This is a genomic window from Marivibrio halodurans (genome assembly GCF_017963645.1).
GTDB lineage: Bacteria > Pseudomonadota > Alphaproteobacteria > UBA8366 > Aestuariispiraceae > Marivibrio > Marivibrio halodurans.
Genome location: NZ_JAGMWN010000006.1, coordinates 260,687 through 287,459, shown reverse-complemented (window position 1 = coordinate 287,459; position 26,773 = coordinate 260,687). Strand labels below are relative to the sequence as shown.

Below are 26,773 nucleotides of genomic sequence, written 5' to 3'. Positions count from 1 at the left end.
ATGAGCGACGACACCGCCAACGCGCCGGAGAACGGCGCCCAATCCGCCAATTCGCAGAGCGGCGCGAACCCGGCCAGCGACGCCCAAGGTGGTGACGCCACCCGGCGCGAGCCGCCCTATCGCATCCACGCGCAATATGTGAAGGATCTCTCGGTCGAGAATCCGCGCGCGCCCGAATGCTTCATGGACCCGCAGATCCGCCAGGCCCGCTCCCAGATCGAGGTCGATATCACGACCCGCTCGCTCGGCAAGCGCCTGGCGGAAGTCCTGGTCGTCGCCACCGTCAAGGCTCGGATCGAGCCGGATACGCCGAACGAGCGGCTGGTCTATCTGGTCGAGCTGAGTTACGGCGCGGCGGTCGAGATCGGCGCCGTCCCGGAAGAGACCGTCGAGCCGCTGCTGCATGTCGAGGTGCCGCGTCTCCTCTTCCCCTATATCCGCCAGATTCTGAGCGTCGCGAGCCAGGACATGGGCCAGAACCTATTGCAGGTCCCGGTGATCGACTTCCTCGGCCTCTATCGCTGGAAGAAGCAGGAAGGCACCATCGACGGCGCGGTCGCCCGGCAAGTGGCCGCAGAAACGGCAAGCGGCGCGCCGGCCAGCGTCTGACCGGCGTCGGAAGCGGCGTCCAATCCGGAAAATGGGACCGAATCGGCCATGATCGGCGCGTGAACGCGGTTTCCGGCGTGTTCCGGCCGGATCGGCGGCGTGGATCGTTCATCGTCGGAACATGGCGGTTTCCATGCCGTCCGTCCCGGTTAGGACGCGGGATTCAGGCGCGCCAGATCGGTTCGGAAATCTTTTCCAGGAAGGCCGCGTGACGCGCCTCCTCCTCCGCGCTCGGCGCGTGGGGACGCGGCGGCCGGACCGGGCGATCGCGATGAAGTGGCCCGGCGCCCTTGTCGCCCGGGACGGCACCGGCGCCGGCGCCGCCACTACCCCTTGGATCGGCGGCCAGTTCGAGCCCGGCCTGCCGCCCGCCCATCAGTTCCAGATAGACTTCCGCCAGCAATTCGGAATCGAGCAGCGCGCCATGCTTCGTGCGCTTGGCATTGTCGATTCCGAACCGCTTGCAAAGCGCGTCCAGGCTGGCCGCCGCGCCGGGGAAGCGGCTGCGCGCGATGGCGACCGTATCGACGGCCTGGCTCATCGGCAGGGGTTTGAAACCGCAGGACTTAAGTTCGGCATTCAGGAACTTCATGTCGAAGGCGGCATTGTGGATGACGATCGGCGCATCGCCGACGAAATCCACGAAGCGTTGCGCGATCGCCGCGAAGACCGGCTTATCGGCCAGGAAGGCTTCCGACAGGCCGTGGACCTCGAAGGCCTCGGTCGGCATGTCGCGCTCGGGATTGATATATTCCCAGAAGGTCTCGCCGGTGGGTACGCGGTTGTGCAGCTCGACGCAGCCGATCTCGACGATCCGATGGCCACCATTCGGGTCGAGGCCGGTGGTTTCCGTGTCGAGCACGATTTCACGCATGGCGGCGGTCTCTCCCTATCGGTATCGGTCCCGGCGGCGCGCGGTCAGAAGCGGGGTTCCGGCCCGGGCGGCCAATGGCGGCCACCCCGTGCCCGGGCGAGTTTGAGCGCCCGGCGAAGCTGGCGCAAGACCGGCCGCCGGCCGAGCCCGGTCCGGATCACGATATCGGCGCGCCGTTGCTTCTCCGCGTCCGGCATCTGGCGCGCGCGGATATCGCGCAGCTTCTCCACCGTCATGCCGGGACGCTTCAGGACGCGGGCCCGCTGGACGAAGGGCGGCGCGGTGACCAGCAGCGTCAGATCGCAGCGCCGGTCCAGTCCCGTCTCGAACAACAACGGCACGTCGAGCGCGACGATCCCCACCCGCTCCCGCGCGGCCCGTTTCAGGAACCGGTCGCGTTCCGCGGCCACGAGGGGATGCAGGATCGCCTCCAGCCGCTTGAGCGCCGCCGGATCGCCGAAGATGCTGGCGCCCAGCTTCCGGCGGTCCAGTCCCCCCGGTCCCGTCACGCCCGGAAAGGCGGCCTCGATCGCGGGCAGTGCCGCCCCGCCCGGACCGGTCAGCCGGTGAACGGCCGCATCCGCGTCGTCGGTGCGCACGCCGAGCCGGCGCAGCATCGCCGCCGCCGTGCTCTTGCCCATGCCGATCGAGCCGGTAAGGCCGAGGATGATCATGCCGCCAGCGCCCTCAGGACGACATCGCGCAAACTCGTGTCCACGACCGGCGATTCCGGTGGCTCGAACCAGGCCCGGAAGCCGGGCGCCGCCTGATGCAGCAACATGCCGAGCCCGTCCACCGTCGGGTTGCCGCGCGCGCGCGCCGCCGCGAGAAGCGGCGTTTCCAGGGGATTATAGACGATATCGGTGACGAAGGCCCCGGTCGGCAAGGGCCCGAGATCGAGGGCGAGCGCCGGCTGCCCGCGCATGCCGAGGCTGGTCGTATTGACCAGAAGCGCCGCGTCCGCCAGCACCGATGGCGCGCGATCGAGCGCCCCCGCCGCGACGGGCGCCGATGGCATGGAGAGCAGATCGGCCAGTGCCTCCGCCTTACCGGGTGATCTGTTCAGCACATGAACCAGTGGAAACCCGAGGTCCTGCAAGGCCGCGACGACGGCGCGCGCCGCCCCGCCCGCGCCGATCACCACGGCGGCCCCCCGGCCTGGCAGGTCGGCGGACCATGCCGCCGCCGTTTCGAGATTGCGCCGGAATCCATGCAGGTCGGTATTCCGTCCCTCGACCCCGCCGTCGGGCAGGCGCACCAAGGTATTGACCGCGCCCAGGCGTTCGGCGGCCGCGTCCCGCCGATCGACCCATCGAAAGGCCGCCTCCTTATGCGGCACGGTCACATTGCAGCCGCGCCAATCCGGTTCCGCGAAAAGACGCGCCATCTCGCTCTCGAAGCTATCCGGTGGGATTTCGACCGGATCGTACCGGCCCGCGATCCCATAACGCGCCAGCCAGTGGCGGTGCAGTACCGGCGAAAGGGAATGGCCGATCGGATAGCCGACGACACCGGCCCGAGGCAGGGTTTCCGTGGCGTTCATGCGGCGAGCGCCCCATGTTGGCGCAGGAAGCCGAGGAGCGGCAGCAACGGCAGGCCCAGCACGGTGAAATAATCGCCCCGCACGGATTCGAACAGCTGCGCCCCCAAACCCTCCAGCCGATAGGCCCCGACGGAGCCGAGCGCATCCTCGCCCACAGCGTCGAGATAGCGGGCGATGAAGGCATCGTCGAGCGGCCGGACCGTCAGGTCCGCGCTGTCCGTCATATGCCAGAGCACCCGGTCACCGCGCATCACGGCGACCGCCGCGTGAAGGCGGTGCGTCCGGCCGGAAAAAGCGTGCAGATGGGCCGCCGCGTGGTCGAGATCGACCGGCTTGTCGAACAGCTCACCGCCGAGCTCCAGTGTCTGGTCCGCGCCGATGACCAGTCGATCCGGGTGACGTCCCGCGATGCGGGTCGCCTTCAGTTCGGCCAGCGCCTCGGCGATCTGGGCCGGGGTCGCGCCTTCCGCCTTGAGCGAGCGCTTGGCCGCGTCCTCGTCCACATGGGCCGGAATGCATTCGACAGTCAGACCGGCATTTTCCAGCATCGTCGCGCGTGTCCGGCTGGCCGAGGCCAGGATAATCGTGGGCACCTGGTCCCCCGTCGTTATTGCCGACCCCATCATTTACGACCCGCCGCGCGACCGATATGGCGTTCATAATGTTTCATGATGGTGGCCGCCGTCTCCTCGATCGACCGGCGGGAAACATCGATCACCGGCCAGCGCCGTTCGGAACAGATGCGCCGGCAGGCCGTCACTTCCTGACGCACGGTTTCGAGATCGACGTAATCGGTCTCCTCCGTCTCGGCCAGCATGCGCATGCGATTCTTGCGGATCTGGACGAGCTGCGCCGGGTCCTTCGTGAGCCCGACCACCAGCGGTTCATGCGGTCTGTCGCCGAGGGCCAGCACCTCCCGAGGCAGACCCATCCCGGGTACGAAGGGCACGTTTGCCGCGCGAACACCCCGATTGGCGAGATAGATGCAGGTCGGTGTCTTCGAGGTGCGCGAGACGCCGATCACGACCACATCCGCGTTCGGCAGGTTCCACAGACCCTGCCCGTCATCATGGGCAAGCGCGTACTGCATCGCCTCGATCCGGGCGAAATATTCCGTGTCCATCTCATGCTGGCGGCCGGGCTGATCGCGGCTCGGCCGGCCGAGATAGGTCTCGAAGCTGGTAATGAAGGGATCGAGGACGGAAAGACAGGGAATCCGCAACTCACGGCAGGCTAGCGCCAGCTTCTCCCGCATTTCATCGTTCACCAGCGTGAACATGACGATACCCGGGGCCTTTCGGATACCCTCCAGGACCTTATCGAGTTGGGAGGGTGTTCGGATCAGGGTCCAAAGATGCTCCTCCCCCGCGACATCCTCGAACTGGACGATGCAGGCACGGGCCAGGCCGTGCACCGTCTCGCCCGTGGAATCGGATACGAGGTGAAGATGCACCACCTCCCCCTTCCTTTCGGGCTTGTTGTCTTCCGAGCCGTCGCCGAATTCCACGCTCACCGTCCCACCATCCTTGATCGCGCCGGAGGCCGGGCACGAGCGCGCGGGACCACCAGTCATCCACAGGCTTCGGGGGATATCACAGGGAGAGCCCGGTGGAAAAGCATCCGACCGATCCGCCATGCCCGCTCAGCCGTTTTTTCATGACCTGGTTTTCCCTTGGGGAGAAGAACCATCCCCCTATCCGGAGAACGCGGATAACATCCGGTGGAACGGCATTAATCCCCGACTTTCCATTTTTCCTCCAGCCCGGGGATTATGGGGTGCATCGGCGATTATACCGGATCGATCAACAAGGTTATCGACGCCATCGAAAACCATAGCCGATCCCGGGGACGGAAATGGGGAGGAAAAACAATCCCCGTTCCACCCCCATGCAACCACCACCACATCCTTTTTAATTCTTTTATAAGGGTGGTATGTAGCCGGTCGATCGGAAACGAGGAGTATCGGGAACCGTGCCGAACGACGCGAAACCGGCCAGCCAGGGCATATCCCTTGCCCCGGGGGAGAAGAAATTCCTGCATGCCTTGAAGGGTGGGCTTCAGAAGGTGCCGCCGATATGGCTGATGCGGCAGGCCGGACGCTATCTGCCGGAATATCGCGAAGTGCGGGCGACGACGGAAGGGTTCCTCGACCTCTGCTTCACCCCGGAGAAGGCGTGCGAGGTCACGTTGCAGCCGATCCGGCGCTATGGCTTCGACGCGGCGATCCTGTTCTCGGATATCCTGGTGATCCCCTGGGCGTTGGGTCAGGGATTGCGCTTCGTCGAGGGCGAGGGGCCGAAACTGGATGCCCTGGCGGACGAGAAGGCGCTGGCCGCGCTGGCCGATCCGACGAAGGCGGGCGAGGCGCTGGCGCCGATCGGCGAGACGGTGGCGAAGCTTTCCGCCAGCCTGCCAAGGGAGACCGCGCTGATCGGTTTCGCCGGCGCGCCCTGGACCGTCGCGACCTATATGATCGAGGGCGGGTCGTCCCGCGATTTCACGGCGACCAAGCGCTGGGCCCATATGGCGCCGGAGGCCTTCGGAAAGCTGATCGATATGATCGTGGAAGCCACGGTCTCCTACCTCTCCGTCCAGATCGAGGCGGGGGCGGAGGCGATCCAGCTTTTCGACAGTTGGGCCGGCGCGCTCGACGCGGCCTCCTTCACGCGCTGGGTCACCGAACCGAACCGGGCCGTGGTCGATCGCATCAAGGCGCGCCATCCGGATATCCCGATCATCGGGTTCCCGCGCGCGGCGGGAATGAATCTCTATGGCTATGTCGAGGCGGCGGGCGTGGATGCCGTCAGTCTCGACCAGATGATGCCGCTCGATCTCATCCGGCATACGGTGCAACCGAATATCCCGGTGCAGGGTAATCTGGATCCGGTGTTGCTGTTGACCGGCGGAACGGCATTGGATTCGGCGGTGGATGCGATTCTGGAAAACCTTTCGGCCGGTCCGTTCGTATTCAATCTGGGGCACGGCATCATGAAGGAAACGCCGCCCGAGCATGTGACCCGGCTGGTCGAGCGGATACGCGCCCGATAGACCCGGCGCCGGCACGCGCGGGGGGCGTCGCAAGGGAGGTTCGATCCATGAACGGGACGTCCGACGGGACGGCGACCGTCACGAAACCGGCCGATCATCCGGCGGTGACGACGGAGAATATCGGCGTCCTGCTGATCAATCTCGGCACGCCGGACGGCACCGACTATTGGTCGATGCGCCGCTATCTGAAGGAATTCTTGTCCGATCCCCGCGTGATCGAGGCGCCGAAGCTCCTCTGGTGGCCGATCCTGAACGGGCTGATCCTGACGACGCGCCCGAAACGCTCCGGCGAAGCCTATGCCAAGATCTGGATGGAGGAAGCGGACGAAAGCCCGCTGCGCTTCCACACAAGGGCGCAGGGCGAGGCGCTGGCGGATCGCCTCGGGTCCCTTGACCGGCGCGTGCACGTGGATTGGGCGATGCGCTACGGCACGCCGTCGATCGCGCGGGGGCTGGACCGGCTGACGGCACGCGGATGCCGGCGGATTCTGCTGGCCGCGCTCTATCCGCACTATTCGGCCGCGACGACGGCGACGGCCTATGACAAGGCCTTCGATCACCTGAGGACCATGCGGTGGCAGCCGTCGATCCGCACCCTGCCGCCCTATCACGACGATATGGCCTATATCGGGGCGCTGCGCGACAGCGTGCGCGCGGACCTCGACGCCGCGCGCGCGGCGGAGGGGGAGCCGGAGATGCTGCTTTGCTCCTTCCATGGTTTGCCGAAGGAGAATCTGACGAAGGGCGATCCCTATCACTGCTTCTGCCAGAAGACCGGCCGTCTGCTGCGCGAGGCGCTGGACTGGCCGGCGGATCGGTTCATGACCGTCTTCCAATCGCGCTTCGGGCCGAAGGAATGGCTGCAACCCTATGCCGACGTGACGGTCGCGGATCTGGCGCGCCGGGGGGTGAAGCGCCTCGCCATCCTCTCCCCCGGTTTCGCGGCCGACTGCGTGGAGACGCTGGAGGAAATCGATATCGGCCTGCGCGAGACCTTCCTGGAGAATGGCGGGGAGCATTTCCGCTATATCCCCTGCCTCAATGATAGCGTGGGCGGAACCGACATGCTGGAGAGCCTGATTCGGCGGGAACTGGGCGGCTGGCTTTGACCGGCCGTTGGAATTGAGCCGGGGGAACGGAAGCGATGATCTATGAATGGGTGAAGGCACTGCATGTAATTTCGATCATCGCCTGGATGGCGGGATTGCTCTATCTGCCGCGCCTTTTCGTCTATCATTGCGCGGTGGAGGCGGGCTCGCCCCAGGCCGAGACCTTCAAGGTGATGGAACGCCGCCTGCTGCGCGCCATCATGAATCCGGCGATGATCGCGAGTTGGGGATTCGGCCTCTGGCTCATGATCTTGATCGAGGCCTGGACCCAGCCCTGGTTCCACGCCAAGGCGCTGGCGGTCGTTCTTCTGACCGGCGCGCATATGGCGATGGCCCGCTGGCGCCGGGATTTCGAGGCCGATCGCAACCGGCGGTCCGAGCGGTTCTACCGCGTGGCGAACGAGGTCCCCACCCTGCTGATGAGCGCCATCGTCATCCTGGTGATCGTGAAGCCGTTCTAAGCGGTTCGGCGCGCGGGGGATAGCGCGCGCCGCCGGTCGATTTCCCGGGATCGCGGCAAAACCGCCGATTGACTTGCGGGCTACTTACCTCTATGTGTCTCGGTGAGCGTCGCCGTTACGGGGGCGATCGGCCTTCGGGACCGTCCGCCGCCGAAAACAGCGATCGACCAAACCTTCAAGCCACATCCTGAGACCTTCGCGCACGACGTTAGCGTACGGTACGAAACAGGATGGCGCCGCGCCCCACCGGGGAACGGCGCCGGGGATTTCACCGAACCCGTTTCCAGACCTTGCACCCGCCGGCATCCGCCCACGGAGCGGCTTATACGCACCAGGGGGCGCAGCAAGGGAACGGGTCGAGGCGACGCCCCACATCATCCCGACCCAGAACCATCGGCACCCGTCCCATCCGGAAACGCCCGCCCGAAAGAAAAGCCTGAAAAAAGCGCCATGCACCTGAAAGACCTCAAGCTGAAGACCCCGCAAGACCTTCTCGCCTATGCCGAGGAGCTGGAGATCGAGAACGCCAGCGCGTTGCGCAAGCAGGAGCTGATGTTCGCCTGCCTGAAGCAACTCGCCGCCAACGACGTCGCGATCTATGGCGAGGGCGTTTTGGAGGTGCTGCAGGACGGTTTCGGCTTCCTGCGCTCGCCGGAGGCGAACTACCTCGCCGGGCCCGACGACATCTATGTCAGCCCCAGCCAGGTGCGCCGCTTTTCCCTGCGCACCGGCGACACGGTGGAAGGCCAGATCCGCGCGCCGAAGGACGGGGAGCGGTATTTCGCGCTGCTTAAGGTCAACAAGGTCAATTTCGACGAGCCGGATCAGGTCCGTCACCGCGTCAATTTCGACAATCTGACGCCGCTCTACCCGGACGAGAAGATCGGGCTGGAGTTGGAGGAGCCGCTGGAGAAGAAGGGCGGGCCGAAGCGGGACATGTCCACCCGCATCATCGATCTGATCGCGCCGCTGGGTAAGGGGCAGCGCGCGCTCATCGTCGCCCCGCCGCGCACCGGAAAGACCATGCTGATGCAGAACGTGGCCCATGCCATCAGCAAGAACCATCCGGAATGCTATCTGATCGTCCTGCTGATCGACGAGCGGCCGGAGGAAGTCACGGACATGCAGCGCTCCGTCAATGGGGAGGTCGTCTCCTCCACCTTCGACGAGCCGGCGCAGCGTCACGTCCAGGTCGCCGAAATGGTGATCGAGAAGGCCAAGCGCCTGGTCGAGCATAAGAAGGACGTGGTCATCCTGCTCGATTCCATCACGCGTCTGGCGCGCGCCTACAACACGGTCGTCCCCAGTTCCGGCAAGGTGCTGACGGGCGGCGTGGACGCCAACGCCCTGCAGCGGCCGAAGCGTTTCTTCGGCGCCGCGCGCAATATCGAGGAAGGCGGCTCCCTCACCATCATCTCCACCGCGCTGATCGATACCGGCAGCCGCATGGACGAGGTGATCTTCGAGGAGTTCAAGGGCACCGGCAACTCCGAGATCATTCTGGAGCGTAAGCTCTCCGACAAACGCACCTTCCCCGCGATCGACATCACCAAGTCGGGCACGCGCAAGGAGGAGTTGCTGGTCGACAAGGGCACGCTCTCCAAGATGTGGGTGCTGCGCCGCATCCTGATGCCGATGGGCGTCGTGGACGCGATGGAATTCCTGCTGGAGAAGCTGAAGCACACGAAGAACAACAACGATTTCTTCGACAGCATGAACCAGTAGGCGCCCGCGCCCTGGCCGTCCCCGCCCGCCGCCCCCTCGTCCGGCCGGCCGGCCATGGGCGTGCGTCACCGAATCCGAAACCGGTTCCGCAAGGCCAGCCCGATCAGGAAGATCAGCACGGCGCCGGCGATTCCCTGCCCCGTGCTCAGGATCGCGACGGGCCATTCGGCATGGTGCATCGCCTCGGGAAAAACCTCCCGCCGCGTGCCCAGGATCGCCCCCAGGCTGGCGGCGCTGAAACCCATGGCCTCGTGTTCGTCCCACCGCGCGGGGTCGAGCATCGCATAGCCCAACGCCCCCGCGAACCACAGGACGAACCCGGTCCATAGCGGCCAGAACAGGCTGCGCCCATGATCGCTGACCATGCCGTAGGCCGCGATCAACCAGGCCCGGTGCCAGGGCACGCACCACCGCCGCGCCATCAGTTCGCGGGCGAAGAAATCCAACTCCGCCTCATGCCGGTTCAGCCGGTCCATCTCCAGCTTCAGCCGTTCATAGGCATCCGCCTGCCTCCGCGCGGCGGGGCCGTCCCGGCGGGGAACCTCGGGCCAGATGGCATCGTGGAAAACCGTGCCTTCATGAAGGCTGGCACCGAAATATTCGGGGACATTGGACCGGAAGAGCGCCCCCTGGAAATTCGTGAGGCCGCGGAAGCAGGTATTGGTGAAATCGGCGTGCATTACAAACGCCGCACTGTTGAATCCAACAGCGCTTTCGAATGTCGCGCTGTTGAAGCGGGCGTCGTCTTTGAATGTCGCACTGTTGAAGAAGGCGTCACCTTTGAATGTCGCGCTATAGAAGTCGGCGTCGCCTTTGAATGTCGCACTTTTGAAGAAGGCCTCGTTTTTGAATATCGCGCTGTAGAAGTCGGCGTCGCCTTTGAATGTCGCACTTTTGAAGAAGGCCTCGCCTTTGAATATCGCGCTATAGAAGTTGGCGTCGCCTTTGGATGTAGAGTCTTCAAATGTGACCGGCCCAAAAAAATAAAAATCTGAAAAAGCTGTGCTGTTACGTCTCCAGAAAGAGATGCCCCAATCGATTTCCTCATCAGGAGTTGGTAGCGCGTCGAGCCCTCTGGCCTTGGCGGCTTCCTTGATCGGATCGAGGGATCGGTCGGCGATATTTTCCGCCGCGATGGCGCCTTCGTCGATCAGGGCTTGCAGCGCGTCACCGTCGAGATGGGAGGTCGCCCATCGGTTCCACAGCGCACGGTTCCGGTCATGGAGGTCCCAGTCGATTTCGTCGGCATCGGGGTCCTGCTCCCCCGCCAGGGTGGCGAGGATATAGTGCGGGGTGGTGCGGGCGTCGCGGAGGCCGGGGGGAATTTCGTCGGACATGATGGGGACAGTCTTGGCGGGTGCCGGGGCGTTGTAAAGGCCTTGGGTTGTGTCCGGGGGCTTCATCGCGCCGCCATCGGGTCGTGCGGGGCGATCCGGCGCCGCGTCTCCCGGATTTCACGCAAGATATAGCGGTTTTGGGCACCATCCATACCGGATGAAGGGGTGGATCGGGGGTGTTTTATCCGGTCCGGCCCGTTATCGGTTAGGTCTGGCGCCTAATCCGGGCGGTCGGGATGGGGACCGGACGCTGGATGGGGCTGGATCGCGGGCGGGCGGGCGATTCCAAATACATATGCAGACAGAAATGCGCTAAATTGGGGGTCACCCGGTGGATGACCCCCAAATATTGGTGCGATGGCGTTACGGCAGCAGGATGGTGGAGCCGGTTGTCTTCCGCGCCTCCAGATCGCGATGGGCCTGGGCGGCGTCCTTGAGTGGGTAACGCTGGTTGATTTCGATCTTGAGACCTTTTCCGACCGCCTCGAACAGGGCCGTTGCGCTTTCGACAAGATCGGCGCGCTCGGCCGTGTAGGTCATCAGGGTCGGGCGGCTGATATAGAGTGAGCCCTTCTGCGCCAGGATGCCGAGATTGAAATTCTCGATCGGACCGGAGGCATTGCCGAAGCTGACCAGCATCCCGCGCGGGGCGAGGCTGTCGAGCGATCCGTCGAGCGTATCCTTCCCGACCGCGTCATAGACCACCGGCACGCCCTTGCCGTCGGTCAGGTCGTGGACGCGCTTCGCCACATCCTCGCTGTTATAGAGGATGGTGTGATCGCAGCCATGGGCCTTGGCCAGCTCCGCCTTCTCGGGCGAGCCGACGGTGCCGATGACGGTGGCCCCGATCTGCTTCAGCCATTGGCAGGCGATCAGCCCGACGCCGCCGGCGGCCGCGTGGAACAGGACGGTGTCCCCCGCCTTCACCGGATAGGTCCGGCGGATCAGATATTCCACCGTCATGCCCTGCAGCATCATGGCGCCCGCCATCTCGTCCGGGATGGATTCGGGCAGCTTCACCAGCCGGTGCCAGGGCATGATCCGCTCCGTCGCATAGGCGCCCACGGGTGGGGCGGCATAGGCGACGCGGTCGCCTTCGGCGAATTCGGTGACGCCCTCGCCGACGGCGGTGACGGTCGCGGCGGCCTCCAGCCCGATCGCGCCGGGCAGTTCCATCGGATAGAGGCCGGTGCGGTGATAGACATCGATATAGTTCAGGCCGCAGACATTCTGGGCGAGCTTCACCTCGCCGGGGCCGGGCTCGCCGACGGCGACCTCCTCCCACTGCATCTTGTCGGGGCCGCCATGCTCATGAATGCGGATCGCCATCGCCATTTTCGTCTCATGCTCCTGTTCGCTGTTCTGTTCCGGACTTTCGGGCCCGGGTCGTTAATTCGGTCCCTTGGGTGGGGCTGGGTGGGGCGGCGCCAGCCTACGGCGCGGGCGCGCCCTCCCGCAAGCGTTCGGCGAGGGCGGCCGGATCGCTGATCGGCCGCTCGCACACCGGTCCACGGCAGAGATAGGCCGCCGGCGCGCCGGCGACGAGGCCCTTGCCCGCCGCCGGATGGCCGGGCGGCAAATCCTCCGCCGGATCGATCGCCTGGAGGACAAGCGAGTCCGGCGCGTCCCGCCGCGCGGTGTCGATGAGCGCCATCGTCGCCCGGTCGCCCGGCGGCCCGACGATGGCGAGTTGCAGCCCGCCCGCGCGGTGAAGGGCGGCGGCGATCAGGCTGGGATAGGCGGCGGGCGCCGTCGCGACCTCCCCCGCGAAGCGGCGGATGATGAGATCCGCGCGCTCCGCATGCCGGGCCTCGCCCGTCAGCAGATATAGGGCGGCATGGACCTGGGCGGCGATGCCGTTGCCGGCGGGCGTGGCGCTGTCGCCGGCGCTTTTCGTGCGGGTAATCAGCGCTTCCGCGTCGTCGGCGGTTTGGAAATATGCGCCGCCCCCGTCCTCGAAAGGGCGGTCGTCCCAGAAATGCATGTCCAACACCGCCATCCAGTCCCGCGCGCGGTCGAGCGGCGCGCGCGCCCCCGTCGCCCGATGCAACGCCAGCCCGCCCCAGGCCATGAAGACGTAATCGTCGAGCGTGCCGACATGCCGGGCCCGGCCCGCGCGGTGGCTGTGCAGCAGGCGGTTCGGACCGCGCATGGTATCGGCCATCTCCGCCGTGACGAAATCGAAGGCTTCCTCGGCCGCGGCGATCCAATCCGGCCGCTCCAGACGGCACCCCGCGAGGGCCAGGCCCCGGATCGCCAGCCCGTTCCAATCGGCCAGAAGCTTGTCGTCCTTCAACGGCGCGGGCCGCCCCGTCCGGGCGTCGAGGAGGCGCGCCCGGGCGGCGGCGAGGCGCCGTTCCGCCTCCTCCTGGTCGTGCTCCTGGCTGTGTTCCTGACTGGGCTCCCGGGCGAGGCGGTTCAGGATCGTGCGCCCCTCCCAATTGCCTTCGGGCGTCACGTCATAGGCCTCGGCGAACAGGCGCGCGGTATCTTGGTCGAGAAGATGGCTAATCTCCGTATGAGACCAAGTGTAATAGGCGCCCTCCTCCCCCTCGCTATCGGCGTCGCGGGCGCTGGCGAAGGCGCGGCCTCCGGCCTTGAGGTCCGTCAGCATCCAATGGACGGTTTCCTCCGTCCGCTGGCGGAAGATGGTCCGTCCTCCCGATCGGTACGCTCCGGCCAGTAGCGGCAGCAGAAGGGCATTGTCATAGAGCATCTTCTCGAAATGCGGGACGAGCCAGCGCCGGTCGGTGGCATAGCGTGCGAAGCCACCGCCCAGATGGTCGTAGATGCCGCCGGCGCTCATCCGGCGCAGGCTTAGCAGGACGGCGTCGCGGCAGCGTGGATCGGCATTCCATCGCTCGGCCTCCCATAAAAGATCGAGGATCGCCGGCTGCGGGAATTTCGGCGCGCCGCCGATGCCGCCATTCTTCCAATCGACATGGTCGAGGATCTTGGTGGCGAGCTCGGCCGCGGTCTCCGGCGCGATGGTCTCCCCGCCGCGAGGCAGGTTCAGCTTCCGGAATCCGTCGCGCAGGGCGGTGACGTTCTTCGCCACGCGTTCCGGCGCTTCCTCATGGGTGTCGGCGATGGCGGTCAGAACGTCCTTGAAGCCGGGGCGACCATAGAGCGCCTGCTTCGGGAAATAGGTGCCGCCCCAGAAGGGCTCGCCCTCCGGCGTCAGGAACATGGTCAGCGGCCATCCCCCTTGTTCCCCCAGCATGGCCAGCGCCTGCTGATAGATCGCGTCGATATCCGGCCGCTCCTCCCGGTCGACCTTGATATTGACGAAGCGGGCGTTCATCAGCGCCGCCGTCTCCGGATCCTCGAAACTCTCATGCGCCATGACATGGCACCAATGACAGGCGGCATAGCCGACGGAGAGGAGGATCGGCCGGTTCAGCGTCCTCGCCTCGGCCAGCGCGCCCGGTCCCCAGGCGCGCCAATGGACGGGGTTGTCCGCATGCTGCAAGAGATAGGGGCTGGTCTCGCGGGCAAGCAGATTGTCGGCGGGAAGCGTGCCTGTGTTCATGGTGAGCGACCCTTCGTCTTTTTGGTCTGTCCGATAGATGGGGTCGGGTGGACAGGGCGGAAAGGGCGTAGGATAAGGCGGCGATCGCCGCGTCTTTCCCGTCGAGCCGAAGGAGATTTTCGCGATGCATGCGGAGACGATCTATGCCCCGGCGAGCGGCCTCGCCAAGGCTGGGATCGCGATTATCCGGCTTTCGGGGCCGGAGACGGGCGCGGTGGTGTCGGCATTGACCGGAAGGCCCCTGCCCGCGCCGCGCCGTGCCGTCCGCCGGCAGTTCGTGGATCCGGTGGATGGATCGGCGCTGGATGACGGGCTGCTTCTCTGGTTCCCGGGCCCCGGCAGCTATACGGGCGAGGATCTGGCGGAACTTCACATCCATGGTGGCCCGGCGGTGCGCGCGGCGGTACTGGTGGCGCTCTCCCGTCAGCCGGGGTGTCGGTTGGCGGAACCGGGGGAGTTCACCCGACGGGCCTTTCTCAACGATCGGATGGATCTGAGCCGGGCCGAGGGTGTCGTCGATCTGATCGAGGCGGAGACGGAGGCGCAGCGGCGCCAGGCATTGCGGCAGGCGGAAGGCGCGCTCTTCAAGCGCTGCGAGGCATGGTCGGAACAATTGCTGCGCCTCGCCGCCCATGCGGAGGCCGTGATCGATTTCCCGGACGAGGATCTGCCGGAGGATATCTGGGAGCGGAGCGCGGCCGACATACGGGCGCTGCGGGACGCGCTGTCCCGGGAGATCGATTCGGGACGGCGGGGTGAGCGGCTGCGCGATGGCGTGCGGGTCGCCATTGTCGGCCCGCCCAATGTCGGGAAATCCTCGCTCCTTAATCGTCTGGCGGGACGTGATGCGGCCATCGTCAATGCGCGTGCCGGGACGACGCGCGACGTGGTCGAGGTGGCGCTGGATTTCGAGGGTTATCCGGTGACGCTGTCCGATACGGCCGGTCTGCGCGATGCGGTAGAGGAGATCGAGGCGGAAGGCGTGCGGCGGGCCCTGCGCGCCGCGCGCGCGGCCGACATCGTCATTCGGATGAGCGCGCCGGACGTGTCGGAGACCGTACCCCCGGAGGCGCTGGCCGGGGAAGGCGTTGTCCTCATCGATGTTCGGAACAAGGCGGATATGAAGGGTGACGATATCGCTGGGAATCGTCCGGATATTATGGCGGGCGATCCGGCCGCGCCTCCAACCCGGGCTCCGGCCGGCGGGCCGTTGGCGCTATCCGTTCATAGCGGCGTTGGGTGGGAGGATTTCCTTCAACGTCTTCGGGAGGCCGTGGAGTCCGTCGCGGGCCTGGGGGAAGCGGCGGGCTTGACCCGCGCGCGCCACCGAGAAGCGGTGTCGGAGTCGCGGGACGCCCTGACCCGTGCGCTGGAGGCGCCGCAACCGGATCTCCGCGCGGAGGATATCCGTCTGGCGCTGCGTGCCATCGGCCGGATCACGGGGCGCGTGGATGTCGAGGATTTGCTGGATGTGGTGTTCCGGGATTTCTGCATCGGCAAATGATGGGGCGGTGCGCCGGATGCTACGGTCTCGACATGAGTGTTTCACGTGAAACAGCGGCGGTCGGATCGGTCGTAACGGCACCCCAATGTTTCACGTGAAACAGGGGAGCGAGGCTGTTCGTTTCGGCCCCGCGATGTTTCACGTGAAACACCGGGCGTCCGACCAATCACGGCGACCATAAGTGCCGTATGACCCGGTTCCCCCGCCCCGGCCTTCCGGTGTCACCCGCCCGATTGATCCGGAAAGCACGGGGGCGTATTGTCGGCGCGATTTCCGAAAGGGTCGAGAATGACGACTGAAACCATCTGGGATGTGATCGTCGTGGGCGGCGGCCATGCGGGGTGCGAGGCGGCGGCGGCCGCCGCGCGGCTCGGTGCGCGCACTCTTCTGCTGACGCATAGGCGCGCGACGATTGGCGCCATGTCCTGCAACCCGGCGATCGGGGGCCTAGGCAAGGGGCATCTGGTGCGGGAGATCGATGCGCTCGACGGCATCATGGCCCGCGCGGCCGATGCGGCCGGCATCCAGTTCCGCTTGCTCAATCGCAGCAAGGGACCGGCGGTTCAGGGGCCGCGTGCCCAGGCCGACCGCCGGCTCTATCGGGAGGCGGTGCAGGCGCTGCTGGCGGAGGAGGCGACTCTGACGATCGAGGAGGCGGCGGTCGAGGATCTGATGCTCGACGGGGCCGGCCGTTGCGTCGGGCTCGTCACCGGCACGGGCGAGGCGCGGCGCGCGGGGGCGGTGGTACTGACGACCGGCACCTTCCTGCGTGGCATGATCCATCGGGGGGAAGAGCGCATCCCGGCGGGGCGTGTGGGTGATGCGGCCGCCATGGGACTTTCCGCGACATTGGAGCGGGCGGGCTTCGCGCTCGGCCGGTTGAAGACGGGAACGCCCCCCCGGCTCGACGGCCGCAGTATCGATTATGCGGCGCTAGAGGCACAGCCGGCCGATGCGGTGCCGGAGCCCTTCTCCCTGCTGACGGAACGCATAACCGTTCCGCAGATCGCTTGCCACATCACCTATACGACCCCGGCGACCCACGCGCTGATCCGCGATAATCTCGGCCGGTCGGCGATGTATGCCGGACGGATCGATGGTGTCGGCCCCCGCTACTGCCCCTCCATCGAGGACAAGGTGGTGAAGTTCGCCGACAAGCCCCGGCATCAGATCTTCTTGGAGCCGGAGGGGTTGGACGACCCGACCGTCTATCCGAACGGCATTTCCAATTCCCTACCCGCCGATGTGCAGGATGCGATGCTGCGCACCATCCCCGGCTTGGAGGGCGTGCGGATGACGGAGCCCGGCTATGCCATCGAATATGATCATGTCGACCCGCGCGAACTGCATCCGACGTTGGAGACGCGGCGCCTTCCCGGTCTCTATCTCGCCGGACAGATCAATGGGACGACGGGTTATGAGGAGGCCGCGGCCCAGGGCTTGATGGCCGGCCTGAACGCCGCGCGCGCGGTGGGCGGCGCCGATCCCTTCCTGTTGGACCGGGCGGAAGCCTATATCGGTGTTCTGATCGACGATCTGACAAGCCGGGGCGCGGACGAGCCCTATCGCATGTTCACCTCGCGCGCCGAATATCGGCTGCGCCTGCGGGCCGATAATGCGGATCAGCGGCTGACGGATCGGGGCCTCGCGATCGGGGCCGTTCGCGCGTCCCGGGCGGATATCTGGGGGCGGAAGAAGGCGGGGCTGGATGCGGCCCGCGATCTCTGCGCGCGTCTGTCCGCCAGCCCGGCGGTGTTGGCGCGCCAGGGCTTGGCGGTCAATCAGGACGGGGTCGTGCGGAGCGCGATGGATCTCCTTGCCTATCCCGAAATCGATATGGCGCGCCTCGCCGCTATCTGGCCGGAGCTCTCGGAGATGTCCTCCGGCATTGCCCGGCAGATGGAGATCGAGGCGCTCTATGCCGGCTATCTGGCGCGACAGGATGCGGATATCCGCGCCTATCGGCGGGACGAGGATCTGGCCCTGCCCCCGGATTTGGATTTCGATGCGATCGGTGGCTTATCGACCGAGATGTGCCAGCGATTGCGCGCGGCGCGACCGGCGACGATCGGGGCCGCCGGTCGTTTGCCCGGGATAACGCCGGCGGCATTGGTCGCCCTGCTGCGCCATATCAAGCGCGCCGCCCCGAAACGGGATGGCGTGGCGGCCGACGCCGATGCCGCCTGATCGGGAAGCCCCCGGTGACAAGCCGGCGGCGCGGCGGACCACGGGCGCGGCGATGGATGGGCGCGGCTTCGCGGAATGCACAGGCGTTTCACGTGAAACATTGGACCGGCTGACGGCCTATGCGGCGCTGCTGACCAAATGGCAGCGCCGGATCAATCTGGTCGGGCCGAAGACGGTGCCGGATCTCTGGCGCCGGCATATGCTGGATTCCGCCCAGCTCCTTCCCCGCCTCCCCCCTGGCACGAAGACAGTCGTCGATCTCGGCAGCGGGGCGGGCTTCCCGGGCCTCGTGCTCGCGGCGCTTGGAACCGACCGGGGCGATGGGGGAATTGAACAGGTTCATCTCGTGGAATCGGATCAACGCAAGGCCGTCTTCCTTCGGGAGGCCGCGCGGGCAATGGCGCTTGGTAGCCGCGTGACGGTGCATGCCGCGCGGATAGAATCGCTCGACCCGATCCGGGCGGATTGCGTGACGGCCCGGGCCCTGGCGCCGGTCGGGACACTTCTGGATTACGCGGCACGCCTTGTTGGAGAAAACGTCCCTTGCGTCTTTTTAAAGGGAAAAAGGCTTGAAGATGAATTGACCGATGCGAAATCCTCATGGTATATAAAATACCGAATCGACGCCTCGCAGACCGATGCCGAGGGCGCGATCCTGACCATCGAGGATTTTGCCGATGTTCGCAGAGATTCCAGAATCGATGACCCGCCCCAAGGATAATGGGGAACCGCGGATCGTCGCCATCGCCAATCAAAAGGGTGGGGTCGGCAAGACGACCACCGCTATCAATCTCGCCACCGCGCTCGCCGCGTGCGAGAAGCGGGTGCTGATCCTCGATATCGATGCCCAGGGCAATGCGTCCACGGGCCTTGGTATCGATCGCCGCGCGCGCACGATCACTTCCTACGATCTGTTCGTCGGGCGGGCCAAGGCGGGCGACGCGGTCGTGCCGACCAGCATTCCCAACCTCTCCCTGATTTCCAGCTCGGTCGATCTGGCCGGCGCGGAGATCGAACTGGTCGACATGGACCGGCGGGAGTTCCGGTTGAAGGATGCGCTGGGTGGCCTGAAGGACCGGTTCGATTATGTCCTGATCGATTGCCCGCCGGCGCTGGGCCTTACCACGCTGAACGCGCTGGTCGCCGCCGATGCCGTGCTCGTTCCGCTACAATGCGAGTTCTATGCGCTGGAAGGGCTGAGCCATCTGGTCCGCACGATCGAGCGGGTGAAGCGCGCCTTCAATCCCCGTCTCGATATCCAGGGCCTCGTGCTCACTATGTACGACAAGCGCAATAACCTGTCCGACCAGGTGGCGGCCGATGTCCGCGCGCATTTCGGGGAGAAGGTCTATGAGACCATGATCCCGCGCAATGTCCGCATCTCAGAGGCGCCGAGTTTCGGGAAGCCCGTGTTGCTCTATGACATGCAGTGCCGGGGCTCCCAGGCTTATATCCACCTCGCCAGCGAGGTGCTGAAGCGTGAGCGGAGGGTGCCCGCGTGATGACGGCCGAGAAGCCGAAAAAGCGCGGCCTGGGACGGGGGCTCGATGCCCTCTTCGGAGAGAGCGCGTTGGAGGAAGCCCAGCCTGTCTCCCCCCCTGCCGCATCGGAAGGCGGCGGGACGCCCGCCGCCGCCTCGTCCCTGACCGGGGCTGGCGGCTATGGTGGGGCGACGCCGTTCGGCGCGGGCGATGCGTTGGATGGGGGGCCGCGTGCCTCCAAGCTCGTGCCGATCGAATTGATTCGCCCTAATCCGGATCAGCCCCGTAAACGCTTCGATGACGCGGCGATCGACGGGCTTGTCGAATCGATCAAGAGCCAGGGCGTGTTGCAGCCGCTCCTTGTCCGGCGCGATCCGGGTCAGGCGAACGGCTATCAGATCGTCGCCGGCGAGCGGCGGTGGCGCGCGGCCCAGCGCGCCCAGCTTCACGAGGTGCCGGTCCTCATCAAGGACCTGAGCGATTCCGACGCGCTCGAAATCGCCCTGATCGAGAATATCCATCGCGAGGATCTGACTGTCCTCGAGGAGGCCGAGGGCTATCAGCGGCTGATGGACGAGTTCGGCCATACCCAGGAGGCGCTTGCCAAGGGCGTCGGCAAGAGCCGCAGCCATGTTGCCAACCTGCTGCGGCTTCTCGGCCTGCCCGACGAGCTGAAGAGCATGCTGGACGACGGCCTCATCAGCGCCGGTCATGCGCGCGCCCTGCTTGGCCATTCGGACGCGGTTGCGATCGCGCACGAAGTGGTGAAGAAGGGCCTCAATGTCCGTCAAACCGAGAAGCTGGCCCAGGAGTCGAAGCCCCAATCCGGGATGAAGCGCCTGAAGAAGGCGATCGCGGAAAAGGACCCGGATACCCGCGCGCTGGAGCAGCGCCTGGGCGATAGCCTGGGCCTCAAGGTCGCGATCGATCTCAAGGACGCGGAGAGCGGTGAATCCGGAAAGGTCACCGTTCATTTCGACGATTTCGATCAGCTTGACGACGTGGCCGCACGCCTCTCGCGCGGGCCCGATGGTTCGTCCGACGACACGGAAATGTAGCTCCGGTCGCCGGCAGCGCCCGTGGTGAATACGGTCGTCAGCGGCCGCGACGCGCCCCTCGCCGCGCAAGAGCGGCCACTTGATGCAAGGCGCGGCTCGCCACCAGATGATCGGGCGCACCGGTCCGCTTGCACGCGGCTTCGGCCTCCAACAGAATTCCCAGGGCCTCGGCCAGACGGATTGCATCGAATCCACGCACTTGTTGCGCAATCCTATCCTGAAGCTTGAAGAAGATCGGTGGACGCACGGCCTTCACCGCGGCGAGTGCATCGCGGCCGGCCTCGACTTCCGCCATGAGCTGGCGCAGGCGCAGCACATGGGCGGCGGTCTGACGCAGCATCGGGATCGGCGATAGGCCGAGAGCGAGGCCCTGCTCTATCGCCCGATCGAGCGCGGGGCCGTTTCCATCCGTCGCGGCATGGATCACATCGTCGAGCGCGGTGGCCGCGCTGTCGCCGATGGCGGCACTGACATCCTCTATCGACAAGCGGCCGCCGGGTCCGGCATAGAGCGCGAGTTTGTCGATCTCCGACCGGCTGAGGGCCCTGTCCGACCCGAGATGATCGACCAGATAACGACGGGCGTCGGATTCCAGCGTGATGTCGTCGACCCGCATCCGCTCGTCGATGACGCGATTGATCGTCGCCGCGTCGTCGAGATAGCAGGGAATGGCGGCCGCGCGCTCATCCGCATCCTCGAAAAGTTTGCGAAGCTTTGATCGCGTCGGCAGCTCCCCGCCCCAGGCGATCACCAGCGCGTCACCGGGCAGATCGGAGAGGAAGGAATCGAAGGCCCCGATGGAGCGGTCCGCCGCATCGCGAACAAGCACGACCCGGCGACCGCCCGTCATCGCGATGGCGGCCGCTTCCTCGTTAAGTCGAGCGGGATCGTCGGCCAGTTGCTCGGCGGAGAGTTCGGTGACAAGGAAGGGGTCGTCGAGCGACGGAACGACGGAACGGGCGAGTTGATCGACCCGCTCGCGCACCAAGCCCGCGTCCTGTCCAAAGATCAAGGCGGCACGCAACGCCTCGGGTGGTGCCTTGACAAGACTGTCCAGCGCGCCCGCGCGTGGCTTCATGGGCCCCTATCCATGTAAGTCGGGATCAGCCTTCCTGTTGCCGCGCATTCCGGAAGAAGGCGGCGATTTGGAGGGTTAGGCGATCAGCGAGCACCTCGAGTGCTTTCTCGACCGCATCATCTTCCGCCACGACGGAGCCATAGTCGGACTCCGTGATGTTGAAGCTCGACGTCGCGCTCACCTTGAAGGTCTGCGGCTCCCCAGCGCCGGAGAGGACGGAGGTAACCGTCACCGTCGCTTGCGATCGGCTCGTCGTCGCGTCCGCCTGCACCCCGAGACCGACGATTGATACCACCAATGTGGTGTTCAGATTGTAGAGCGGATCCTGGGGCGGACCATAGGGATTCATGCGATCCAGCAGAAGGTTCCGTAGAATCTGTCCGCGCCGGTTCTGGATGATCTCGATCTTGGTGGCGTAAAGATCCGCCGTCGGGCTCATTTCCCCCGCCGCGGTTGCCTGCCGGGTATAGACCGGCTGAAATCCGCACCCGGCGAGGCCGAGCGACATGGCCAGAAATGCCCCCCCGATCCATGCGCGCCGCGTCTTGTCCCTCATGCTCCAGCCGCCTGTCGTTATTTGTCTAGATCACCACATTGACGATACGGTTCGGGACGACGATTACCTTGCGCGGCGCCTTCCCATCCAGCGCGCGCCGGACATTCTCCTCCGCAAGCGCCGCGTCCTCCGCGACCCGCTTTTCCGCATCGCGCGGCAAGTCGATGGTGGCCCGAAGCTTTCCATTGACCTGAATCGCCACGGTGACCTTGTCCTCAACCAACAACCCGGGGTCGGCCACCGGCCAGTGATGACCGACCAGCGGCTCCGTCCCGCCGAGATGCCGCCATAGCTCCTCCGTCAGGTGCGGCGTCATGGGATTGAGCAGGCGGGCAACTGTTTCCCAGCCGAAGCGACGAGCCCAGATGAAATCCTCCTCAGCACCGGATAGGTCGAGGATCGCGTTGCTCAACTCGCGGATTCGCGCGATGGCGCGATTGAAATGGAATTTCTCCAGATCTCCCGTCACCCCGTCGATCGTCTTATGGGTCTGGCGTTCCAGCGCTTCCGCCGGTGCGGACAAGGTTTTCGGGCGGGGCGCCCTGGCGACACCCAACGGACCGTCCGCCTCATCCATCACCGCGCGCCAGATGCGGTTGACGTAACGCCAAGCACCCTCGACGCCGGATTCCGTCCATTCCAGGTCGCGGTCCGGCGGGCTGTCGGAGAGCATGAACAGACGCGCGGTGTCGGCGCCGTAGGTCTCGATAATGTCGACCGGGTCAACGACGTTCTTGCGCGACTTCGACATTTTCTCCGACCGGCCGACGGTGACCGGCGTCCCGTCGCTGTCGCGGGTCGCGCCCTCGCCGGTACGGGTCACCTCGCTGGGGAACAGCCATTTCCCGTCGGGGGTCTTGAAGGTCTCGTGGCAGACCATCCCTTGCGTGAAGAGGCCGGTGAAGGGCTCGTCGATGTCGAGATAGCCGCAATCGCGCAGCGCGCGCGTGAAAAAGCGGGAATAGAGCAGATGCAGCACCGCATGCTCGACACCGCCGATATATTGATCGACGGGCAGCCAATAGCCGGCGGCATCCTGCGAGAACCCGACCTTTTCGTTCCTCGGATCGCAATAGCGGGCGAAATACCACGAACTCTCGAAGAAGGTATCGAAGGTATCCGTCTCGCGTTCCGCGGGTTCACCGCACTTCGGACAGGCGACATGCTTCCACGTCGGGTGGTGGTCGAGCGGATTGCCGGGCTTGTCGAAGCGCGGATCCTCGGGAAGTTCCACCGGCAGATCGGACTCGGGTACCGGGACGGCGCCGCAGCTGTCGCAATGAATCACCGGAATCGGGCAGCCCCAATAACGCTGGCGGGAAACCCCCCAATCGCGCAGGCGGAAGGTCGTGGTCCCCTGGCCCCGGCCGTCCGCCTCCAGTCGTTCGATCACCGTCTGCTTGCCGGTCTCGACATCGAGGCCGTCGAGGAATTCCGAATTGATCAGCCGGCCCGGCCCGACATAGGCCTCGTTCGCGACGGAGAAGTCCGATGCCGTCGCACCCTCCGGCGCGACCACGGGCACGACGCTCAGATCGTATTTCCGTGCGAAATCCAGATCGCGTTGATCATGCGCGGGGCACCCGAAGACGGCGCCCGTGCCATATTCCATCAGCACGAAATTCGCGACATAAACAGGCAAGCGCGCGCCGGTGAAGGGATGCACGGCCTCAAGTCCGGCGGCGAAACCGCGCTTCTCCGCCCGCTCGATCGTCTCCTCGCTGGTCCCCATCGCGTTGCATTCCGCGACGAAGGCGGCAAGCTCCGGATTATCCGCCGCGAGTTCCTCCGCGATCGGGTGATTCGGCGACAACGCCAGGAAGGACATGCCGAAGATCGTGTCCGGGCGGGTGGTGAAAACCTCCACCCCCTCCTCGCGCCCCGCGATATCGAAACGGATACGCGCGCCGGAGGACTTGCCGATCCAATTGCGCTGCATCAACCGGACCTTGTCGGGCCAGCGTTCCAGCCGGTCAAGCGCGGTCAGCAGGTCGTCCGCGTAATGCGTGATCTTGAGAAACCATTGCGAGAGCTGGCGTTTCTCCACGGGCGCGCCCGTGCGCCATCCCTTGCCGTCGATCACCTGTTCGTTGGCGAGAACCGTATGATCGACCGGGTCCCAATTGACCCAGGCTTCCCGCCGATAGGCGAGTCCCGCCTTCAGGAAATCCAGGAACATCTTCTGTTCGTGCCGGTAATAGTCCGGCTCGCAGGTCGAGACCTCCCGGCTCCAGTCGATGGAAAGGCCGAGGCCCTTCAATTGCTCGCGCATGGCGGCGATGTTCTGACGGGTCCAGTCCGCGGGCGGCACCTTGTTCTCGATCGCCGCGTTCTCCGCCGGTAGACCGAAGGCGTCCCATCCCATCGGATGCAGCACGTTATATCCCCGCGCGGCCTTGAAGCGCGCGACGACATCGCCCAGCGCGTAGTTGCGCACATGTCCCATATGGATGCGCCCCGACGGATAAGGGAACATCTCTAGGACGTAGTACTTCTCGCGCTTCGGGTCCTCGTGCGCGGCGAAGGCGTTCAAATCGTCCCAGACTTGGCGCCATCGGGGCTCGATGCTGCGGAAATCGTACCGGCTCATCTCAGTCACTCGTCAAAACATAAATCCGGGCGGAATGGTCACGCGCGGGTGGGCGAACGCCATCATCCATCGAGCTGCGCGCGGCTGTTGATGCGCATCTGCCGCGCGCGCGTCAGGATCGCGTTCTCCATCTTGGCGGCCGTATCCTCCGCGACCGGCGCGTCGCGCCAGGTTCCGTCGGTGCCTTGCACTTGGCGGAAGGCGGAAACACGCACCCCATCCGCCCGCAATTCACGGCCCAGGATATAGACATTGAGTTTGTAGCGTTCGTCCGGCGCCTCGGGAAGCGAATACCAGTCGGTAATGATCACACCGCCGAAGGCGTCGACCTGCGCCATTGGGAAAAAGCCGATCGTGTCCAGTGACGCCCGCCACAGATAACTGTTCACCGCGATCGCCGGCCCGTCCGTGGAAGGACCTGAATCCCCCCCCAGCGAGAGTGTTCCGCCGAAGAAGTTGCCCTGCTTGGCCCGCGCGCGCTCCAACGCATCGGGTTTCGGCTGGTTGCTGCCCGGATCGGGGGAGAGCCCCTCGCATCCGGCCAGGGTCATCGCGGACAGGATGGCGACACTCAGACCACGGAGAAGATAGGAACGGCTCATGGATCAAGCACTCGACTGTCTGTTGGGCGTCGCCTTCGGATCGCCTTCCCGGACGCGCATCCGGGATGGACCGTCGGCATCATGCTGGGTTTAACGCAGCCACGCCCTTCCGGCAATCGCTAGAGCCGTCGAAGTAAAATCAAACGGCGATACGGCCGATCGGTCGGAAAGGAAAAAAGGCAAAAAGAAAAGGGGCGGTGCCGAAGCACCGCCCCTCTCCGTATCGACTTCCAATCCGAGGATTAGAAGGTGATCCGCGAACCCAGGATCAGGACGTCGGCATCGTTCGACGTCGCGACACCGGCGCCACCACCAGCTTCGTTCTCGACCGAGAAGTTGTAGTAGTTGGCGTAGGTGGAGAGACCCTCGGCGATCGTGTAGCTCACGCCCGCGTGGAAGATCTCGGACTCGTCGGAGAAGCCGTTGCCGTCCGTGTCGTCCTCGGCTTCCTGCCACATGACCGAGACACCGGCCGGGCCGAAGCTGTAGCCGGCGCCGACGTTCCAGCCGTCACCCGCGTCGCAGTTCGGGGTCAGGTCGGGGCAGCTTGAGTCGTCGTTGTCGAGGAACGAACCGGCGACCGAGAAACCGGCGAAGCCGATCATCGCACCGAGCTGGTAGGACTTCACGTCCGCGCGATCGCCACCGACCGTCGGGATCGAGTTGTCCTGACCGATACCATAGGCGCCGTCGACCGTCAGGCTGACATCCCCGAAGGTGTTGCTGTAGCCAGCGGCAACTTCGAGGTTGTTCTGCAGCGAGCCGTTGTTGACGCCAGCGGCCTGGCCGGCATTGCCTTCCGGCGTGAACGAGACACCGGCCTGGAACCCACCGAAGGACGGGGTCGAGTAACCGATCTTGTTCGCGTCACCCGACAGAGCGGCATGCGACTGGTAGTAGTGCAGCTTCGTGTTCAGGCCGAGGAAGTTCACGTGACGCAGCGCGTTGTTGCCGTCCGTGCCCCAGGTGCCGACCTGCAGGGAGTGACCGGCAGTACCGGCGACGAGGTCGGTGATGCCGTCCTCGAAACCGACGAACGCACGACCGAAGCCGCCGCTGAAGTCCATGAAGGCTTCGTCGAAGCCGCCGGCGGCCGAGCCGCCACCGAGCCAACGCCACTGAACCTCGGCGCCGTACTCGAGACCGTTGTCGGCCACGCCCGTGGCGGACCAGATCAGCTCGGACTGCTGCTCGTTACCGGTGATGTTGAAGCCGGTACCGGCGGCCTGCATGTCGCCGTCGTGCAGAACGGCTTCGTAACCCAACGCACCCGAGAAGCTGATCTCCGGCGCCTCGGCCGCCACGGCCGGAGCCGCGGAGAGGGACGCGATGCCGACGAGGGCGGACGCACCCAGAAGAGTCTTTTTCATTCGATCCTCCAAATTCATCGGGCCGTTGCGGTGAAAGACCCTAGAGATGTGACGGCCTGCCCCCCAATTTCTTCCCTCGACAATCGTCTTTGGGTCGTCAGCAGGAGAA

General features: G+C 65.5%; 23 protein-coding genes. 10 read left to right on the top strand and 13 right to left on the bottom strand.

The features are described 5' to 3' along the window. On the top strand, positions 1 to 609 hold the full coding sequence (locus KAJ83_RS14200) for a protein-export chaperone SecB (RefSeq protein WP_210682737.1): 609 nt from the start codon (positions 1 to 3) through the stop codon (positions 607 to 609). Positions 610 to 772: 163 nt separating this feature from the next. On the opposite strand, the gene dnaQ is transcribed toward KAJ83_RS14200, so the two are convergent. The 5 genes from dnaQ to KAJ83_RS14175 are packed head-to-tail and all read right to left on the bottom strand — an operon-like array spanning position 773 to position 4,539. Further along, positions 773 to 1,483, bottom strand: coding sequence for a DNA polymerase III subunit epsilon (gene dnaQ / locus KAJ83_RS14195; protein WP_210682736.1), 711 nt, complete (start codon positions 1,481 to 1,483; stop codon positions 773 to 775). Positions 1,484 to 1,527: 44 nt separating this feature from the next. Further along, positions 1,528 to 2,157, bottom strand: coding sequence for a dephospho-CoA kinase (gene coaE, locus KAJ83_RS14190; protein ID WP_210682735.1), 630 nt, complete (start codon positions 2,155 to 2,157; stop codon positions 1,528 to 1,530). Beyond that, complete coding sequence (locus tag KAJ83_RS14185) at positions 2,154 to 3,026, bottom strand: shikimate dehydrogenase (protein ID WP_210682734.1); 873 nt, start codon at positions 3,024 to 3,026, stop codon at positions 2,154 to 2,156. Before KAJ83_RS14185 ends, coaE begins: the two co-directional genes overlap by 4 nt. After that, positions 3,023 to 3,619: a Maf family nucleotide pyrophosphatase gene (locus tag KAJ83_RS14180; protein WP_343222012.1), complete on the bottom strand. Its 597-nt coding sequence runs from the start codon at positions 3,617 to 3,619 to the stop codon at positions 3,023 to 3,025. Before KAJ83_RS14180 ends, KAJ83_RS14185 begins: the two co-directional genes overlap by 4 nt. Before the next feature lie 29 nt (positions 3,620 to 3,648). Continuing rightward, a complete protein-coding gene (locus KAJ83_RS14175; protein ID WP_343222011.1) occupies positions 3,649 to 4,539 on the bottom strand; it encodes a pyruvate, water dikinase regulatory protein in 891 nt (296 codons plus the stop codon). A gap of 458 nt (positions 4,540 to 4,997) precedes the next feature. Here KAJ83_RS14175 and hemE point away from each other — a divergent pair, with 458 nt between their 5' ends. The 4 genes from hemE (at position 4,998) to rho (ending at position 9,369) form a co-directional block, all read left to right on the top strand. Further along, positions 4,998 to 6,074, top strand: coding sequence for a uroporphyrinogen decarboxylase (gene hemE / locus KAJ83_RS14170; RefSeq protein WP_379786763.1), 1,077 nt, complete (start codon positions 4,998 to 5,000; stop codon positions 6,072 to 6,074). Positions 6,075 to 6,121: 47 nt separating this feature from the next. Continuing rightward, positions 6,122 to 7,183, top strand: coding sequence for a ferrochelatase (gene hemH, locus KAJ83_RS14165; protein ID WP_210682732.1), 1,062 nt, complete (start codon positions 6,122 to 6,124; stop codon positions 7,181 to 7,183). Positions 7,184 to 7,218: 35 nt separating this feature from the next. Beyond that, entirely contained in the window at positions 7,219 to 7,644 is a 426-nt protein-coding gene (hemJ, locus tag KAJ83_RS14160) for a protoporphyrinogen oxidase HemJ (protein WP_210682731.1), read from the top strand. A 450-nt stretch (positions 7,645 to 8,094) separates the two neighbouring features. After that, positions 8,095 to 9,369 carry a transcription termination factor Rho gene (gene rho / locus KAJ83_RS14155; protein WP_210682730.1) on the top strand — a complete coding sequence of 425 codons (1,275 nt, stop codon included), beginning with the start codon at positions 8,095 to 8,097 and terminating at the stop codon, positions 9,367 to 9,369. A 65-nt stretch (positions 9,370 to 9,434) separates the two neighbouring features. Here the strand turns inward: rho and KAJ83_RS14150 are convergent, their stop codons facing one another. The 3 genes from KAJ83_RS14150 to KAJ83_RS14140 form a co-directional block, all read right to left on the bottom strand. Further along, on the bottom strand, positions 9,435 to 10,706 hold the full coding sequence (locus KAJ83_RS14150; protein WP_210682729.1) for a pentapeptide repeat-containing protein: 1,272 nt from the start codon (positions 10,704 to 10,706) through the stop codon (positions 9,435 to 9,437). Positions 10,707 to 11,069: 363 nt separating this feature from the next. Beyond that, a complete protein-coding gene (locus KAJ83_RS14145) occupies positions 11,070 to 12,041 on the bottom strand; it encodes a quinone oxidoreductase family protein (RefSeq protein ID WP_210682728.1) in 972 nt (323 codons plus the stop codon). Positions 12,042 to 12,138: 97 nt separating this feature from the next. Further along, positions 12,139 to 14,238 carry a thioredoxin domain-containing protein gene (locus KAJ83_RS14140; protein ID WP_210682727.1) on the bottom strand — a complete coding sequence of 700 codons (2,100 nt, stop codon included), beginning with the start codon at positions 14,236 to 14,238 and terminating at the stop codon, positions 12,139 to 12,141. 124 nt (positions 14,239 to 14,362) lie between these two features. Here KAJ83_RS14140 and mnmE point away from each other — a divergent pair, with 124 nt between their 5' ends. From mnmE to KAJ83_RS14115, 5 genes are all read left to right on the top strand, one after another. Next, on the top strand, positions 14,363 to 15,742 hold the full coding sequence (mnmE, locus tag KAJ83_RS14135) for a tRNA uridine-5-carboxymethylaminomethyl(34) synthesis GTPase MnmE (protein WP_210682726.1): 1,380 nt from the start codon (positions 14,363 to 14,365) through the stop codon (positions 15,740 to 15,742). 288 nt (positions 15,743 to 16,030) lie between these two features. After that, a complete protein-coding gene (gene mnmG / locus KAJ83_RS14130) occupies positions 16,031 to 17,929 on the top strand; it encodes a tRNA uridine-5-carboxymethylaminomethyl(34) synthesis enzyme MnmG (protein WP_210682725.1) in 1,899 nt (632 codons plus the stop codon). A 52-nt stretch (positions 17,930 to 17,981) separates the two neighbouring features. Next, a complete protein-coding gene (gene rsmG / locus KAJ83_RS14125) occupies positions 17,982 to 18,650 on the top strand; it encodes a 16S rRNA (guanine(527)-N(7))-methyltransferase RsmG (protein WP_210682826.1) in 669 nt (222 codons plus the stop codon). Beyond that, entirely contained in the window at positions 18,631 to 19,431 is an 801-nt protein-coding gene (locus tag KAJ83_RS14120; RefSeq protein WP_210682724.1) for a ParA family protein, read from the top strand. The genes rsmG and KAJ83_RS14120 overlap by 20 nt, the downstream gene beginning before the upstream one ends. Continuing rightward, complete coding sequence (locus KAJ83_RS14115; protein ID WP_210682723.1) at positions 19,431 to 20,468, top strand: ParB/RepB/Spo0J family partition protein; 1,038 nt, start codon at positions 19,431 to 19,433, stop codon at positions 20,466 to 20,468. The genes KAJ83_RS14120 and KAJ83_RS14115 overlap by 1 nt, the downstream gene beginning before the upstream one ends. A gap of 37 nt (positions 20,469 to 20,505) precedes the next feature. Here KAJ83_RS14115 and holA read toward each other — a convergent pair whose 3' ends face one another. The 5 genes from holA to KAJ83_RS14090 form a co-directional block, all read right to left on the bottom strand. Beyond that, positions 20,506 to 21,546 (bottom strand): DNA polymerase III subunit delta, encoded by a 1,041-nt coding sequence (gene holA, locus KAJ83_RS14110; protein ID WP_210682722.1) that lies wholly within the window; start codon positions 21,544 to 21,546, stop codon positions 20,506 to 20,508. Between the two features lie 25 nt (positions 21,547 to 21,571). Further along, complete coding sequence (gene lptE / locus KAJ83_RS14105) at positions 21,572 to 22,102, bottom strand: LPS assembly lipoprotein LptE (protein ID WP_210682721.1); 531 nt, start codon at positions 22,100 to 22,102, stop codon at positions 21,572 to 21,574. Between the two features lie 25 nt (positions 22,103 to 22,127). Further along, positions 22,128 to 24,692, bottom strand: a complete 2,565-nt coding sequence (gene leuS, locus KAJ83_RS14100; RefSeq protein WP_210682720.1) for a leucine--tRNA ligase — start codon at positions 24,690 to 24,692, stop codon at positions 22,128 to 22,130. A gap of 62 nt (positions 24,693 to 24,754) precedes the next feature. After that, positions 24,755 to 25,294 carry a DUF3576 domain-containing protein gene (locus KAJ83_RS14095; protein ID WP_246484567.1) on the bottom strand — a complete coding sequence of 180 codons (540 nt, stop codon included), beginning with the start codon at positions 25,292 to 25,294 and terminating at the stop codon, positions 24,755 to 24,757. Between the two features lie 242 nt (positions 25,295 to 25,536). Next, complete coding sequence (locus KAJ83_RS14090) at positions 25,537 to 26,664, bottom strand: porin (protein WP_210682719.1); 1,128 nt, start codon at positions 26,662 to 26,664, stop codon at positions 25,537 to 25,539. Positions 26,665 to 26,773 lie beyond the last annotated feature (109 nt).